At 68.8% G+C, this 15,320-nt stretch carries 12 protein-coding genes and 1 pseudogene; 9 read left to right on the forward strand and 4 right to left on the reverse strand.

The features are described from left to right. The first annotated feature begins 45 nt into the window (after positions 1-45). The gene (locus tag HUA74_RS32395) at positions 46-633 is read left to right on the forward strand and encodes a hypothetical protein (RefSeq protein WP_174457623.1); all 588 of its coding nucleotides are present in this window, start codon (positions 46-48) and stop codon (positions 631-633) included. Between the two features lie 17 nt (positions 634-650). Here the strand turns inward: HUA74_RS32395 and HUA74_RS32400 are convergent, their stop codons facing one another. Further along, on the reverse strand, positions 651-1,067 hold the full coding sequence (locus tag HUA74_RS32400) for a hypothetical protein (RefSeq protein ID WP_174457624.1): 417 nt from the start codon (positions 1,065-1,067) through the stop codon (positions 651-653). Positions 1,068-1,206: 139 nt separating this feature from the next. Between HUA74_RS32400 and HUA74_RS32405 the strand changes: the two are divergent. Then, a pseudogene (locus HUA74_RS32405) lies at positions 1,207-1,802 on the forward strand (histidine phosphatase family protein). A 21-nt stretch (positions 1,803-1,823) separates the two neighbouring features. Here HUA74_RS32405 and HUA74_RS32410 read toward each other — a convergent pair. The 3 genes from HUA74_RS32410 to HUA74_RS32420 form a co-directional block, all read right to left on the reverse strand. Then, positions 1,824-2,303: a hypothetical protein gene (locus HUA74_RS32410; RefSeq protein WP_174457625.1), complete on the reverse strand. Its 480-nt coding sequence runs from the start codon at positions 2,301-2,303 to the stop codon at positions 1,824-1,826. A 159-nt stretch (positions 2,304-2,462) separates the two neighbouring features. Continuing rightward, on the reverse strand, positions 2,463-3,026 hold the full coding sequence (locus HUA74_RS32415) for an aminodeoxychorismate/anthranilate synthase component II (RefSeq protein WP_141647862.1): 564 nt from the start codon (positions 3,024-3,026) through the stop codon (positions 2,463-2,465). After that, on the reverse strand, positions 3,023-4,516 hold the full coding sequence (locus HUA74_RS32420; protein ID WP_141647867.1) for an anthranilate synthase component I family protein: 1,494 nt from the start codon (positions 4,514-4,516) through the stop codon (positions 3,023-3,025). Before HUA74_RS32420 ends, HUA74_RS32415 begins: the two co-directional genes overlap by 4 nt. Before the next feature lie 313 nt (positions 4,517-4,829). On the opposite strand from HUA74_RS32420, the gene HUA74_RS32425 reads away from it, so the two are divergent. From HUA74_RS32425 to HUA74_RS32455, 7 genes are all read left to right on the forward strand, one after another. Then, positions 4,830-5,855, forward strand: coding sequence for a ligase-associated DNA damage response exonuclease (locus tag HUA74_RS32425; RefSeq protein WP_174457626.1), 1,026 nt, complete (start codon positions 4,830-4,832; stop codon positions 5,853-5,855). A 3-nt stretch (positions 5,856-5,858) separates the two neighbouring features. After that, a complete protein-coding gene (locus HUA74_RS32430) occupies positions 5,859-7,454 on the forward strand; it encodes an ATP-dependent DNA ligase (protein WP_174457627.1) in 1,596 nt (531 codons plus the stop codon). Positions 7,455-7,590: 136 nt separating this feature from the next. Then, the gene (locus HUA74_RS32435) at positions 7,591-10,014 is read left to right on the forward strand and encodes a ligase-associated DNA damage response DEXH box helicase (protein WP_254625334.1); all 2,424 of its coding nucleotides are present in this window, start codon (positions 7,591-7,593) and stop codon (positions 10,012-10,014) included. Further along, the gene (gene pdeM, locus HUA74_RS32440) at positions 9,984-10,637 is read left to right on the forward strand and encodes a ligase-associated DNA damage response endonuclease PdeM (RefSeq protein ID WP_174457629.1); all 654 of its coding nucleotides are present in this window, start codon (positions 9,984-9,986) and stop codon (positions 10,635-10,637) included. The genes HUA74_RS32435 and pdeM overlap by 31 nt, the downstream gene beginning before the upstream one ends. Before the next feature lies 1 nt (position 10,638). Beyond that, a complete protein-coding gene (locus HUA74_RS32445) occupies positions 10,639-11,004 on the forward strand; it encodes an HNH endonuclease (RefSeq protein ID WP_141646855.1) in 366 nt (121 codons plus the stop codon). A 492-nt stretch (positions 11,005-11,496) separates the two neighbouring features. Beyond that, positions 11,497-12,159, forward strand: coding sequence for a cytochrome c3 family protein (locus tag HUA74_RS32450; RefSeq protein WP_141646856.1), 663 nt, complete (start codon positions 11,497-11,499; stop codon positions 12,157-12,159). Further along, positions 12,156-15,320 (forward strand): TAT-variant-translocated molybdopterin oxidoreductase, encoded by a 3,165-nt coding sequence (locus HUA74_RS32455; protein WP_174457686.1) that lies wholly within the window; start codon positions 12,156-12,158, stop codon positions 15,318-15,320. Before HUA74_RS32450 ends, HUA74_RS32455 begins: the two co-directional genes overlap by 4 nt.

A 15,320-nucleotide genomic window follows, 5' to 3' on the forward strand; every position in this document is an offset into this window, starting at 1 on the left:
ATGTCTCATGACGGCCTTTCCGACGGAGTTGGAGAGGAGTCCTTCATGAGATGTGGCAACTGGGCCGGAGTGATGGCGACGGTGCTGTTTACGGCGAGCCCCACGCACGCGCAGATGGAACCACAAGCAGTCTCCCCACTGGCGTGCCTGCTTACGGCATCGCATGGGGCACTCCGAATCCACTTCGAAATCAATCGCTGTTACGTCAGCGAGTCGGGGACGGTGAACCTCATCCTGACGCCCTTCGTGGCGAAGATTGAAGGAGGATACGACTCGGGGCTCTACTTCAGCCTCCGAGTGTCACAGCGGACGCTCTCACCCATCGCCGGATACCAGATGGTCCGCGAGCTGGTGGATGCAGCCACCCAGCAAGAGACAGCGCCCGATTGCGGAGACAATGGGAGCTATCGGGCGGCCCTTGAGTGGAGCTGCGATACCCGGAGCACCGCCGGCTGGCAGACCACTGCGCTTAGCGCCCCCACTTGCTACGCGGACGTCTTTCCTGACCTCCCCTATGGGACCGCTACGCACAAGGGGACCGCCGTGGACACGAAAGCGGAGGAGCCGTTCTACATGCGCGCCTACGGCATCCATCGCGTTGCGAACCGGATGCTCCAGGAGGCACTGCGCTAAAGCGAGCCCGGCGCACCTCAGGGCGTCGCCGAGCGAGCCTTCTCCCAGATGGCCCGGTAGTCATACGTCGGGTAGAACTCCGTGCGGAACGCGCCCCACGCGCCCTTCTCGAACGCGAGGTTCACCTCGCGCAGTTTCTCGGGAGGAAGCCGCACGGTGACGACCTGTCCCACGCCCATCATCACGTACCAGGACACCACCTCCACACCGGGAGGCGGGAAGCTCTTGCGAAAGCCCGTGCGGTCCAAATGCGCGTTGATCTCCTCCAGCGTCTTGCCCTGGTCGTGCTTCATGAAGATGGTCAGCAACATCGTGCCATCCGTGCTGACCCCCTTCCCCGCTGGAGCCTGCGCATGTCCCGGCAGCGCCAGTGTCGAGGCCAGGAGCAACGCGAGGACGGTGGAAGCATGGGGCAACGGGCGAAGGTGACGCATGCGTGACTCCTCGGGAGCAACGTGAATCACCCCAGGGTGCGGTGGACGACGCACGGGTTCAAGCCTCGCGCGTCCGTCGTTGGACAGCGGACCAGATGAAGCGCGCGCCTGGGACGGCGTGGATGGCACAATCCGACCAATGAAAACGCGGGGTCCGCAGGTGGTGCTCGTCCGTCACGGAGAGACGGCATGGAGCCGCAGTGGCCAGCACACGGGGCGCACGGACGTCCCGCTGCTGGAGGAGGGTCGGAAGATGGCGGCGCTGCTCGGCGCCCCCTGCGCGCCTGGACCTTCTCCCAGGTGTGGAGCAGCCCCCTGAGCCGAGCCTTCGAGACCTGCGCGCTGGCCGGCTACGGCGACGCGGCCCAGCGGCGTGATGACCTCATGGAGTGGGACTACGGCGACCACGAGGGCCGCACCGGCGCGGAGATTCGCGTGGAACACCCCGGCTGGACGGTGTGGAAGGACGGAGTGCCCCACGGCGAGACAGTGCAACAGGTGGGCGCTCGCGCGGACCAGGTCATCGCCGATGCCCGCGAGGAGAAGGGAGACATCCTCATCTTCTCCCACGGCCACTTCCTGCGCGTGCTCGCCTCGCGCTGGCTGGGCCTCCCGCCGGAGAATGGCCGACTGTTCCTCTTGAGCACCGGCTCCATCAGCGTGCTCGGCTCCGACGGAGATGCCGCCCAGCCGGCACTCGCCGGCTGGAACGACACCACCCACCTCAAGGGGTGAGCCACGCCACGCGGCGCGGGCTCAGCACTCTCCGCAGCTCAGCACGGAACCACTGCTCGTCTGCTCGTAGTCCGTGCACGAGGCGCCCGCCGGATTGAAGCACACGCGATAGCGCTCCTGCGCGCCCATGAGCGCGGGGTTGGGCTCGCGGTAGAGGATGCCGCAACACGGGGGCAGCAGCTCCGCGCCGTCCTTCGCGGGAGGCGCCTCGGCGGCGACGCCATTCGGACAGCCCCAGGGGTCCTCCTCGCAGACCCAGCGCGTGCCACAGGCGGAATTGAGGCCGCAGTAGCTACCACCCACGGAGTACCAGGGAGACCAGTTCGCGCAGGAGTCGTAGCCCGGGCACATGCCCAGCGCCGAGTCCACGCTGGACAGCTCCATCTCCTCCACTGGTACGTCCTGTCCACCTTCCGCGGACGACGCGCCTCCGCACGCGCCCAGCATCAGCGCGCCGAACACCACGGCAAGACCGCGCAACACCACGCTTCGGTTTCTCATCGAGGCTCCCTTCCGGCGCCGACCCCGGGAGGGGGCCTCGGTCGCCGGAAGGGCGATGCTACGCATGCGGGTTTCCACGCCCTGGAGCCCTGCTTCGTCGCAATCCAGACAGAGTCAGTCGAGCGACAATGACCCAGCCCCACAGGGCGATTCCCTTCTCTACAGGCGCCCCTCCAGGAAGTTCTTCACCAGGGTGGGTCCCTCGGGAGTCAGCACGCTCTCCGGATGGAACTGGAAGCCCACCACGGGCTTCTCGCGGTGGCGCAGCGCCATGACGAGCCCGTCCTGGCTCCACGCGATGGGCTCCAGTTCGGACGGCAGCGAGGACGCCTCCACGATGAGCGAGTGGTAGCGCGCGGCCTGGAACCCCTGGCTCGCGCCGGTGAAGACACCCGAGCCTCCGTGCTGGATGCGCGCGGACTTGCCGTGCACCGGCTCCGGTGCGCGTATCACCTTGCCGCCAAAGGCCGCGCCAATGGACTGATGTCCCAGGCACACGCCCAGCACCGGCACGCGGGACTGGGCAATCGCGGCCACGCTGATTCCGGCCTCGTGCGGCGTGCAGGGGCCCGGGGAAATCACCAGGTGCGAGGCCCCCTGGGCCGCGACGCCCGCGATATCGAGCGTGTCATTGCGCACCACCTTCACCTCGGCACCCAGCGTGTAGAGGAGCTGGACGAGGTTGAAGGTGAACGAGTCGTAGTTGTCGATGACGAGAATCATCGGCCACCTCCCTCACGAGCCAGCCGGAGCGCGGCGGCCATGGCACCCGCCTTGGCCTCCGTCTCATCGGCTTCCTTCGACGGCACCGAGTCCGCCACCAGTCCCGCGCCCGCGGTCCACATGGTCCGGTCTCCATCCACGAAGAAGGTGCGCAAGGCGATGGCCACATCCAGCGTGCCGCAGAAGGACAGGTAGCCCACCGCGCCCGAGTAGGGCCCGCGCCGCTGCACCTCCAACTCGTCGATGATCTGCATCGCGCGAATCTTCGGCGCGCCGGATACGGTGCCAGCGGGGAAGGTGCTGGCCAGCGCATCGAGCGCGTCGAACTTCGAGTCCAGCTTCCCGCGCACCTGCGAGACGATGTGCATCACGTGGCTGTAGCGCTCGATGACCATCAGGTCCTCGACGCGCACCGAGCCCGGCGCCGCCACGCGACCCACGTCATTGCGGCCCAGGTCCACCAGCATGATGTGCTCGGCGCGTTCCTTCTCGTCCGCGAGCAGCTCCTTCTCCAACGCCAGGTCCTCCGCCTCGGAGGCTCCGCGCCGCCGCGTGCCGGCGATGGGGCGCACCACCACGTCCCCGTCGCGCACCTGCACGAGCAGCTCCGGCGATGCACCCACCAGCGCGCGCGCCTCGCCCAGCTCCACCAGGAACAGGTACGGCGAGGGGTTCACGCGCCGCAGCGCGCGATAGAGCGACAAGGGAGGAGGCGCGCCTCGCGACTCGAAGCGTCGCGCGAGCACCACCTGGAAGATGTCGCCCGCGCGGATGTATTCCTTGGAGCGCTCCACCGCGGCCTCGTAGCTGGCGCGGTCCCAGCAGGCCACGGGCTCCCCATCGCCCTTCATGCGCGGCGAGGGAGCATAGGCTTCCGGAGGCAGCGGCTTGAGGAGTCGCTCGGCCATGGACTGCGCGCGGTCCTCCGCGTCCTTCAGCGCGACGGCCACGCTGGCATGCAGCGAGGGCCGGGCGATGGCGGTGACCTTGAGCGTCCCCGTGCGCGAGTCGTGGGTGACGAAGTCCTCGGAGATGAGCCACTCGGAGTCCGGAAAGGACGTGTCGCGAGGGTGCCGGTCCGGAACGGTGGGCTCCATCCACGAGACGCAGTTGTAGTCCATGTACCCCACGAGCCCGCCGAGGAACGGCGCCTCACCCGGGAGCCGGGCCACCGCGAGCTCACGCCACAAGGAGCGCAGCACGTCCATCGGCTTGCCGTCGCGCCGCTCCTCGCGCGAGCCACGCCACACGGTGGCGCCGTGCGCGTCCAGGCGCACGCGACCCGCGGCGTGGGTGCCCACGTGGCTGTAGCGCCCGAAGCGCTCGCCGCCGTAGCACGACTCGAGGATGAAACCGCGCGAGCCTCCGCCCAGCTTCAGATACGCCGACAGCGGCGTGTCGAGGTCCGCCGGCAACTCCACCGAGACCGGCACTGCCTCGCCCTGCTCCGCGCGCTGGCGGTAGGCCGCCTTCCGCTCCTGTGCATCCATGGTCATGACCTCTCCCCCGCTACCGCATTGTCTCCGTCCTCGAGACAACCGAGGACTTCGCTCCGGGTGGCGGCTCCCGCGCGACCTTCAAGCGCACGCAAGCCGCGCCCCCGCGGCGCGGTCCTCGGTGTAGCGCGGCGGACGTGTCCCGGCGAGGACCATCAGCGAGCCCCTGGGCCGCCATTCCCGGTGAAGCCGTCAAGGCGGGGAGTGATGACCGGGCGGCTGGCGACCATCCCAGGAACCAGGGCGGGTAAGAGGCCTGCGCACCCCGGTGGTCGCGCTCGGAAGCCCTCGTTATTTCTGAAGGACCGTGGACGCCTCCGTCTCCTTCCAGGCCCGAAGGCCGCTCGTCACAGTGACGCCCCACGGGCTCTATTGTGAGCCTGGAGGTTTCCACATCGACCCCTGGCGTCCGGTGGAACGGGCGCTCATCACCCATGCGCACGGGGACCACGCGCGCTCGGGCCACCAGCGATACCTGGGCACCCGAGCGGGCGAGGCCCTGCTGCGACGTCGAGTGGGCGCCGACTCACACATCGACACCCTGGAGTATGGCGAGTCGCTGAAGCTCGGCGACGTCACCGTGAGCTTCCACCCGGCGGGCCACGTGTTGGGGAGCGCGCAGGTTCGCCTTGAGCACCAGGGCGAGGTGTGGGTCGTCTCTGGCGACTACAAGCGCGCGGCGGACCCGACGTGCGCGCCCTTCGAGGTGGTGCGCTGCCACACCTTCATCACCGAGGCGACGTTCGGCCTGCCCATCTTCCGCTGGGACGATGCGCGCGAAGTGGCGGAGGACATGCTGCGGTGGTGGGACGCGAATCGCGCGGTGGGACGCTGGGCGGTGCTGTTCTGCTACGCCCTGGGCAAGGCCCAGCGGATCCTCGCGGAGCTGGCGCGACTGACGGACCGGACCGCCTTCATCCATGGCGCGCTGCATGGGTTGGTGGAGGCCTACCGGGACGCGGGCGTGAAGATGCTGCCCACGCAGCTCGCATCGGAGGTGGAGAAGGGCACGTCCTTCGCGGGCGCGCTGGTGCTGGCGCCTCCGAGCGCGGGCGGCTCCACCTGGATGCGGCGGTTCGGCGAGGCGGAGACAGGTTTCGCTTCGGGCTGGATGCGCGTGCGCGGCAACAGGCGGCGACGAGGCTTCGACCGGGGCTTCGTGCTGTCGGACCATGCGGACTGGCCCGCGCTGCTGCGCACGGTCGCGGACACAGGCGCGGAGCGGGTGCTGACGACACACGGCTCCGCCGAGCCCCTGGCGCGCTACCTCCGCGAGCAAGGCGTGAACGCATCCCCGCTGGCGACCCCCTTCGAGGGCGAGGCGGAGGACTGACCCATGCGACGACTCGCGGACCTGTACGAGCGCCTGGACCAGACCACCTCCACGAACGCGAAGGTGGAGGCCCTCACGCGCTACTTCCAGGAAGCGCCTCCCGAAGACGCCGCGTGGGCGCTGTACTTCCTCACGGGACAGAAGCTGAAGCGACTGCTCACCACGAAGCAGTTGGTGGGATGGACACAGGAGCTGACGGGCATTCCCGACTGGCTGTTCGCGGAGGTGTACGCGTCCGTCGGGGACCTGGCGGAAGTCATCGCCCTGCTGCTGGACAACCTGGAACGACCGAGCACACCGGAAGAGCTCCCGCTGTCGCTATGGCTCACCCAGCGACTCATGCCCCTGCGTGAGCTGGAGGTATCAGCGCAGCGCGAGCAGGTGGTGTCCTGGTGGCGGTCGATGCCCCGGCGCGAAGTCTTCCTGTTGAACAAGATGCTCACCGGGGAGCTGCGCGTGGGCGTCTCATCCACCCTGGTGGTTCGCGCACTCGCGAAGGTGGCGGAGCTTCCCGCGCCGGACGTCGCGCACCGGTTGATGGGGACCTGGACGCCCTCGAAGGAGTTCTTCCAGCAGCTCGTCTCGCCGGACGTCTCGGATGGGCACCATTCGCGCCCGTATCCGTTCTATCTGGCGTCTCCCCTGGAGCAACCGCCGGAGTCCCTGGGCGACCTCTCCGAGTGGCTGGTCGAATGGAAGTGGGACGGCATTCGAGGCCAGCTCATCCATCGGCGGGGCGACGTCTATCTCTGGAGTCGGGGAGAGGAGCTCATCACCGACCGCTTCCCCGAAATCACCGAGGCGGCGAAGGCCCTCCCCGAAGGCACGGTATTGGACGGCGAGGTGTTGGCGTACGAGGACGGCAAGCCCCTGCCCTTCGCGCGGCTCCAGCGTCGAATCGGTCGGCAGAAGCTGACGCCCCGGGTGCTCGCGGAGGCTCCCGCCGCGTTCATCGCGTACGACCTGCTGGAACAGGACGGTCAGGACTTGCGGGCGCTTCCGCTGCGCGAGCGTCGCGAGCGACTGGCCTCACTGCTGAAGCACCATCCCGCCTTCCCACTGTCCCCCGCCGTGGAGACGTCCTCGTGGGAGGCCCTGGCGCACACGCGAAGCGAGGCACGTGAGCGGAACGTCGAGGGCTTCATGCTCAAGCGTTCGAGCTCCGCGTACCTCACGGGGCGCAAGCGTGGCGATTGGTGGAAGTGGAAGATCGACCCGTTCACCGTGGACGCGGTGCTGCTCTACGCACATCCGGGACACGGCCGACGCTCCTCGCTGTACACCGACTACACCTTCGCCGTGTGGAACGGCGCGGACCTGCTGCCGGTGACGAAGGCGTACTCGGGCCTCACGGACGAAGAGATTGGCCGACTGGACCGGTGGATTCGCGCGCACACGCGCGAGAAGTTTGGACCGGTGCGTTCGGTGGAGCCCGAGCAGGTCTTCGAGCTGCACTTCGAGGGCATCCAGAAGTCACCCCGCCACAAGTCGGGCGTCGCGCTGCGCTTCCCTCGCATCGCCCGCTGGCGTACGGACAAGAAACCGGGGGACGCCGACTCGCTGGACTCGCTCAAGGAGCTGCTCCATGCCGGCGCGTAGGTCGCCCTCGCTCCGAGCCCAGCTCCAGGCGAGGAGAAGGGCACTCCATGGCGACACGGCATCGGCTCCCGCGACCCCGCCGAGGAAGAAACCTCGCCCAGGAGCGCGCTCACCTCCGGCAGTGCGTAGCCCTCCCATGGAGCGACTTCGCGGCTGGTTCACGTCGAAGGGTTGGACGCCCTACGCCTTCCAGGAGGAAGCCTGGGCCGCGTATGCGCGTGGAGACAGTGGGCTCATCCATGTCCCCACGGGCGCGGGGAAGACGTACGCCGCCTATCTCGCGCCGCTGGCGGAGGTGGCCGAGCACGGCGAGAAGGGGCTCCAGGTTCTCTACGTGACGCCGCTGCGCGCGGTGTCACGCGACGTGGAGCAGGCCCTTCGCGAGCCGCTGAGCGTGCTGGATGCGGACCTCGAAGTGGAGAGCCGCACCGGAGACACCTCCTCCTCGATGCGACAGCGACAACGGCAGCGCCTTCCCGAAGTGCTCATCACCACACCGGAGTCGCTCTCGGTGATGTTGTCGAACGAGCGCGCACCGGAGCTGTTCTCCTCGCTGCGCGCCGTCATCGTGGACGAGTGGCACGAGCTGCTTGGCTCCAAGCGAGGCACGCAGACGGAGCTCGCCCTGGCGCGATTGAGAGGCTTCGCGCCACGCATGCGCACCTGGGCGCTGTCCGCCACGCTGGCCAACCTGGAGCAAGCCGCCCGACACGCGGTCGGCACCCGCTTCCACCCCACCCTCGTCAGCGCGGACCTGGAGCGCCCGGTGGACGTGGAGACATTGCTGCCGGACGAGGTGGACACCTTTCCATGGGCGGGACATCTGGGCTTCACCATGCTGGCCCGCGTCGCCGCGCGATTGGACCCGGCGCAATCCACGCTCATCTTCACCAACACGCGCTCCCAGGCGGAGCGTTGGTTCGAGGGCCTGCGCTTCGCGCGTCCCGAGTGGGAACACCTGCTCGCGCTGCACCATGGGTCCATTGACCGTGACGAGCGGGAGCGCGTGGAGCGTGGCCTCAAGGACGGCTCCCTGCGCATCGTCGTGTGTACCTCGTCGCTGGACCTGGGCGTGGACTTCGGCCCCGTCGAGCGAGTGGTGCAGGTGGGCAGCCCCAAGGGAATCGGTCGAACGCTCCAGCGCGCGGGACGCGGAGCCCACCGTCCCGAGGCCACATGCAACATCCTCTTCGTTCCCACGCACGCACTCGAGCTGGTGGAGATGGCCGCCGCCCGGGATGCCCTCGCACGCAAGGAAGTCGAGCCGCGCGAGCCTCCCAGCAAGCCCTTGGACGTGCTGGCCCAGCATCTGGTGACGTGCGCGCTCGGAGGCGGCTTCACCCGAGAAGCCCTGCGCCATGAGGTGCGCGGCGCCGCGGCCTACGCGGACCTCACCGATGAGGAGTTCGACTGGACGCTCACGCTGGTCCGTGAAGGCGGCCCCACGCTGACCGCCTACCCGGAGTTCCGCCGAGTCGAGGAGCACGAGGGACGCTTCGTCGTGAAGGACGCCCGCGTCGCCCGGCTGCACCGCCTCAACATCGGCACCATCAGCTCCGACGCCGTGGTGGAGCTGCGCTACTGGAGCGGGGGACGGTTGGGCAGTGTGGAGGAGTCCTATGTCAGCCGGCTGCGCCCGGGAGACACCTTCCAGTTCGCCGGAAAGAAGCTGGAGCTCGGCCGACTCCAGGGGCTCACCGCGTATGTGCGGCCCGCGAAATCGAAGGTGACGCGAACCCCGCGCTGGGGCGGCAGTCGCCTTCCACTGTCCACCTCACTGGCCGCCGCCGTCCGCCGCACCCTCGACTCCGCGCGCCACGGCGACGTCACCTCCGATGAGCTGGCCGCCGCGTGGCCCGTCCTGGAGGCCCAGGAGCGACTGTCACGCATCCCCGCTGCGGGCTCACTGCTGGCGGAGATGTGTCAGACGCGCGACGGGCACCACCTCTTCCTCTATCCCTTCGAGGGACGGCGGGTGCACGAAGGACTCGCGGCCCTGCTCGCCCTGCGGCTGACGCGACTCCAGAAGGCCACCTTCGGTGTGTCCGTGAATGACTACGGACTGGAGCTGCTCAGCCCCGCACCCTTTCCCTTCGAGGAAGCCCTGCGCCCCCGCCTCTTCACGCGCGAGCGCCTGGTGGAAGATGTCCTCGAGAGCGTCAACGTGGGCGAGCTGACGAAGCGTCAGTTCCGGGACATCGCCCGCGTTGCGGGCCTGGTGCTGCCCGGGCTCCCCGGAGCGCGCAAGTCCACGCGGCAGGTACAGACGAGCGCCGCCCTCCTCCATGATCTCTTCGCCCGCTATGACCCGGGGCACCTGCTGCTCACCCAGGCCCGCCGCGAGGTTCTGGAGCAGCAGTTCGAGCAGGGCCGCCTGGAGCACGCGCTGGAACGCCTGGAGTCGAGCCCCCTGGAGCTGCTCCATGTCCGGAGGCCCACGCCCCTGGCCTTTCCGCTCGTCGTCGAGCGCATCAGCGCGAGCCTCTCCAGCGAGTCCGTGCTGGAGCGGGTGGAGCGCATGAAGGAGCGATGGACGCGAGACGATGCCAGGTCCGCGTAGGCGGCACCCCGCTGGAGCTTCTTCCAGAGCGAGCCCTGCACTGGCCCGAAGCCCGCACGCTCGCGGTGGCCGACCTGCACTGGGGCAAGACGGAGAGCTTCCAGCAACACGGCATCCCCCTTCCCCTGGGGGTGCTCGAGGACGACCTGGCCCGCCTGTCCTCGGCGCTCACCACCACGGGCGCCCGTCGGTTGCTCATCCTGGGAGACCTCGTCCACTCCAGGGAAGGCCTCACCCCCGCGCTCGTCCGGAGGCTCGCGGACTGGCGCGCCTCCCACGCCGACGTGGAGCTGGTGCTGGTCCGGGGCAACCATGACCTCCGCGCGGGACCCCTGCCCGCGGAGTGGCACCTGGACGTCCACGAGTCCCACCTGGATGAGGGCCCCTTCCGCTTCGCCCACCACCCCACCCCCTCAGCGGGCCGGTACGTGTGGGCCGGTCATCTCCACCCCACCGTGAGGCTGGCGGCTGGCGCGGACCGCCTCCGTCTCCCATGCTTCTACCTGGGGCGAGAGGTGGGCGTGCTCCCCGCCTTCAGCGCGTTCACCGGCGGGCTCGACCTGAAGCGCCGGCCCGGGGAGCGCGTCTTCGCCCTCGCCGGCCCCTCCGTGGTCGAGGTGTAGGATGAGCGACTCCAAGCGCCGCAGGATTCTGGGCATCATCGCCACGGACACCACCTTCGAGCGCACCGAGCACCGGGGCCGGGAGGCCTGGCTGGGCAAGTGCCTGCACTGCAACGCGCATCTCGTGGTGGGACTGGATGGCGAGCCCATCAGCCGGGCCACCATCGAGCACATCCTCCCGCGGACGGCCGGGGGGACGGATGCGCCGGAGAACCTGGGCCTGGCCTGCGCCCGCTGCAACCAGGGCAAGGGCCGCCGGCATGACCCGAACTACCACCGGGACGCGCGCGCCCGGGAGCTGGTGGAGAAGCTGCTCACCCGCCGAAAACAGCGCTGGCGGGAGCCCGACGGCGCGGACTCCGAGTAAGCCTGTCGCAAGTCTCGGTCGACGACATGTCTCTGTCCGAAGCTGAACCCGCGCGCAGGTCTGCCCATACGTCGCGTGAGCATCACGCCGAGCCATCCGAGGGCGCGCGATGATCCACCGTGGAGGGGCAAAGGCTCAACGTCGCTTCCTCCCGCCAGAAGAGAGATTCATCACCTCCGGACCGCGATTTCCCGCCTCCGCGCGAGGAAGTGGTATCCCACGGCCACAACATCAGAATGGTTGACACTGCGGTGTCGATGGTCGATGGTCCCGCGCCGCGTTGGGTTGGGCCTGGAGGAGGGACCTGCCCGCGGCAACATCCATAGAGGTTTCGTTGGACGTGACTGCTTCGCCTTCCGCGTGCCAGGAGCCGCCCCCCCGCCCCGACGGGGCCGGGATCGCCCCGCCGCTTCTCGCGTTCGGCCACGTCCGCGCCTCTTCCTCTTCTTCTGTCACCGCAGTTGTAGAAGCCCCCTTGCCCATGGTCCTGGTATGAGCGGCCCTCTGTTTCCACGCTGGACGAACACGGTGTCTCGGCTGTCCGCCGCGGCGCTTCTTGCCGTGCCCGCCATCGGTATCGGCGGCCTCATGGCTTACGTACGGTCTCCGTACGTCACCAACCAGCAGATGCCCATCGAGCAGCCCATCGAATTCGACCACCGGCACCACGCGGGGGACGAGAAGATCGACTGCCAGTATTGCCACTGGAGTGTGGACAAGGCGCCCTCCGCGGGCATCCCGTCCACCACCGTGTGCATGTCCTGCCACGCCCAGGTGTGGAACAAGAGCCCGTACCTCACCGAGGTGCGCAAGGCCTTCTTCGCCGACTCACCCATCCAGTGGGTCCGCGTCCACAACCTGCCGGACTTCGTCTACTTCAACCACGCCATCCACGTGAACAAGGGCGTGGGATGCGCCAGCTGTCACGGCCGCATCGACCAGATGGGCGCGGTGGAGCAGTTCGCTCCGCTCACCATGGCCTGGTGTCTGGAGTGTCACCGCAATCCCGAGCCGCACCTGCGGCCCTCGGAGTTCATCACGTCGATGACGTGGACTCCGCCGTCGGACAAGGCCGAGGCCATCGCGCTCGGCGAGAAGCTGAAGGATGAGTACGACGTCCACTCGCGCACGAGCTGCTCCACATGCCACCGATGAACACGAAGCGCGACGGCGCGCCGTCGCAGGAATCCTCTTCCTTCGCGCTCCCGGTCGTGTCGGACCGGCCCGCCGCGGCGCCTGACGCCGTCGGTGAGGCACTGGAGCACGCCGCAGCGAACGCCGACTCCGCCGAGCACGGCTACGGCCAGTCGTACTGGCGCAGCCTCGAGGAGAAGCTGGGCACCTCCGAGTACATGGAGGAGTCCCGCCCGGAGTTCCCCGTGGGCGCGGACCTGCCCCCCACGGGCTTCATCCGCCGCGAGTTCATGCAGTTGCTCGGCGCGTCGCTGGCCCTGGCCGGCGCCACGGCCTGCAGCACCCGTCCCGCGGACGAGAAGCTGCTGCCGTACACGAAGACGCCGCCGGAAGTGACTCCCGGCAACCCCCTGCACTACGCGTCCGCGATGACGCTGTCCGGTCACACCTCCGGCCTGCTCATCACCGCCCGCGAGGGTCGCCCGGTGAAGGTCGAGGGCAACCCCGACCACCCGGTCAACCAGGGCGCCGCCTGCACCTTCGAGCAGGCGTGGCTGCTGTCGCTCTATGACCCGAGCCGCGCGCGCGTGCTGCGCCAGGGCAAGACGCCCCGCGCCCAGCGCGTGCTCAACGAGACCATCGCGTCCCTGGTCGGCAAGTCCGCCTCGGAGAACGGTGGCTCGCGCGTGCGCTTCCTCACGGAGGCGGTGGGTTCGCCGCTGACGAGCGACCTGCGCAACCGCATCATCAAGAAGCTGCCCAACGCGCGCTTCCACAGCGCCTCGTCCAACCAGGACACGCAGGCGGAGACGCTGCGCACCCTGTTCGGCGGGCAGCACGTGGCCGCGCTGTACGACTTCTCCCAGGCGGACATCGTCCTGTCGCTGGACGCGGACTTCCTGGAGAGCTGCCCGGGCAACCTGCGCAACATCCGCGAGTTCGCGGACCGTCGCGACCCGCGCAAGGGCAAGCTCAACCGCCTCTACATGGCGGAGGCCCGCTTCTCCATCACCGGCGGCATGGCGGACCACCGCCTGCGCCTGAAGTCGCAGGAAGTCCTCGGCCTCGCCGCCGCGGTGGCCCAGGCCATCGGTGGCAGCGCCGCTTCCCTGGCGGGCGCCGCGGCCGCGAAGTCGCCGCTGCGCGGTGAGCTGGGCAACTGGGTGCAGGCGGTCGCCTCCGACCTGCGCGCCGCCGGTCCCGGCCGGTCGCTGGTCATCGCGGGTGAGCGTCAGCCCGCCGCGGTCCACGCGCTGGCCCACGCCATCAACAACGCGCTCGGCAACGGCGACAAGACGGTCCGCTACATCCAGGCCCCCATCGCGGAAGCGACGGGCATGTCCGAGGTCCGCACCCTGGTGCAGGACATCGAGGCCGGCCGCGTCGACACGCTGGTCATCACCGCCTACAACCCCGTCTTCACGCTGCCGGACGACGTGGGCCTGGGCAAGGTGCTCAGCAAGGACCACCCGGCTCGCGCCAGGCTCAACGTCCTCTACACGGCGCTCTACGAGGACGAGACCAGCGCGCACGTCGACTGGTTCATCCCCGCGGCGCACCCGCTGGAGACGTGGGGCGACGGCCGCTCGGTGGAGGGCACCGTCTCCATCGCCCAGCCGCTCATCCAGCCGCTCTTCAACGGCATGCCGGAGTCGGAGCTGCTCGCCATGTTCCTGGACGAGCCCTTCCGCCCCGCCTACCAGCTCCTGCGCGACTACTGGCGCGGGCAGACGGCGAACGCGGCGGACTTCGAGGCCCGCTGGGAGTCCTGGGTCGCCCAGGGCTTCATCGAGAACACCGCGTCCAACCCCGTCGCGGGCTCGCCGGACTTCGGCGCCGCCGCCTCGCTGGTCGCGGGCTACACGCCCCCGGCCTCGGGTGACCTCGAGCTGAACTTCGTCAACGACTACAAGGTCTACGACGGCCGCTTCGCCAACAACTCCTGGCTGCAGGAGCTGCCCGAGCCCATCACCAAGATGGTCTGGGACAACGCCGCCCTGCTGGGTCCGGACACGGCGAAGGCGCTCAACCTCGCCCCCGGCGACATGGCGGAGCTGACCTACAACGGCCAGAAGCTGACGGTGCCGGTGTGGGTGGTTCCGGGCCACGCGGACAACACGGTGACCATCGCCCTGGGCTACGGCCGCAACGGGCTGCACGAGCAGGTCGCCAAGGGCGTGGGCTTCAACGTCAACCCGATTCGCACCAGCAAGAACCCCTGGTTCGACGGCGGCGCCACGCTCACCAAGGTGCGCGGCAGCTACAAGTTCAGCCTGACGCAGACGCACTGGCGCATGGAGAACCGCCCCATCGCGCTGGACATGCCCATCTCCGAGCTGGAGCACCCGTCCACGGAGACGCAGCACACCCTGCACCGCGTGAAGGGCGAGCTGAAGCCGGGCATCCAGGACAACCTCGTCGATTTCGACTACTCCAAGGGCTACAAGTGGGGCATGGCCATCGACCTGTCCCGCTGCACGGGCTGCAGCGCGTGCGTGGTGGCCTGCCAGGCGGAGAACAACATCCCCGTCGTGGGCAAGGAGCAGGTGGGCCGCAGCCGTGAGATGAACTGGCTGCGCATCGACCGGTACTTCGAGGGTCCCGAGAACGACCCGAAGATGGTCATGCAGCCCGTGATGTGCGTGCACTGCGAGAAGGCCCCCTGCGAGTACGTGTGCCCGGTGAACGCCACCGTGCACTCGGACGAGGGCCTGAACGACATGGTGTACAACCGCTGCGTCGGCACGCGGTACTGCTCCAACAACTGCCCGTACAAGGTCCGCCGCTTCAACTACCTGCACTACACCGCGGGCAAGACGGCCACCGAGAAGATGCTGATGAACCCGGACGTCACGGTGCGCAACCGCGGCGTCATGGAGAAGTGCACGTACTGCGTGCAGCGCATCGAGCGCGCCCGCATCGACGCGCGCGTCAACAAGCACCTCATCAAGGAAGCGGACCTCAAGACGGCGTGCCAGCAGACGTGCGCCGCCCAGGCCATCGTCTTCGGCTCGCTGAACGACGAGAACCAGCTCGTCACCCAGCTCACCGAGGACGTCCGGGCCTACAAGCTCCTGCACGAGCTGGGCACCCGTCCGCGCACCTCGCACCTCATCCGCGTGCGCAACCCGAATACCGCCCTCGAGCCGGCCAAGGCCGCGACGAAGGAAGGGAGCCACTAA

This window comes from Myxococcus sp. CA051A (genome assembly GCF_013336705.1).
Lineage (GTDB): Bacteria > Myxococcota > Myxococcia > Myxococcales > Myxococcaceae > Myxococcus > Myxococcus llanfairpwllgwyngyllgogerychwyrndrobwllllantysiliogogogochensis.

What these genes read in the sequence shown, in the direction of transcription:
- HUA74_RS32435 (WP_254625334.1), top strand. Translation starts at nt 7,591, where the DNA reads ATGGAGCGACTTCGCGGCTGGTTCACGTCGAAGGGTTGGACGCCCTAC.
- HUA74_RS32395 (WP_174457623.1), top strand. Translation starts at nt 46, where the DNA reads ATGAGATGTGGCAACTGGGCCGGAGTGATGGCGACGGTGCTGTTTACG.
- HUA74_RS32410 (WP_174457625.1), bottom strand. Translation starts at nt 2,303, where the DNA reads ATGAGAAACCGAAGCGTGGTGTTGCGCGGTCTTGCCGTGGTGTTCGGC.
- HUA74_RS32455 (WP_174457686.1), top strand. Translation starts at nt 12,156, where the DNA reads ATGAACACGAAGCGCGACGGCGCGCCGTCGCAGGAATCCTCTTCCTTC.
- HUA74_RS32400 (WP_174457624.1), bottom strand. Translation starts at nt 1,067, where the DNA reads ATGCGTCACCTTCGCCCGTTGCCCCATGCTTCCACCGTCCTCGCGTTG.
- HUA74_RS32450 (WP_141646856.1), top strand. Translation starts at nt 11,497, where the DNA reads ATGAGCGGCCCTCTGTTTCCACGCTGGACGAACACGGTGTCTCGGCTG.
- pdeM (WP_174457629.1), top strand. Translation starts at nt 9,984, where the DNA reads ATGGACGCGAGACGATGCCAGGTCCGCGTAGGCGGCACCCCGCTGGAG.
- HUA74_RS32420 (WP_141647867.1), bottom strand. Translation starts at nt 4,516, where the DNA reads ATGGATGCACAGGAGCGGAAGGCGGCCTACCGCCAGCGCGCGGAGCAG.
- HUA74_RS32415 (WP_141647862.1), bottom strand. Translation starts at nt 3,026, where the DNA reads ATGATTCTCGTCATCGACAACTACGACTCGTTCACCTTCAACCTCGTC.
- HUA74_RS32430 (WP_174457627.1), top strand. Translation starts at nt 5,859, where the DNA reads ATGCGACGACTCGCGGACCTGTACGAGCGCCTGGACCAGACCACCTCC.
- HUA74_RS32445 (WP_141646855.1), top strand. Translation starts at nt 10,639, where the DNA reads ATGAGCGACTCCAAGCGCCGCAGGATTCTGGGCATCATCGCCACGGAC.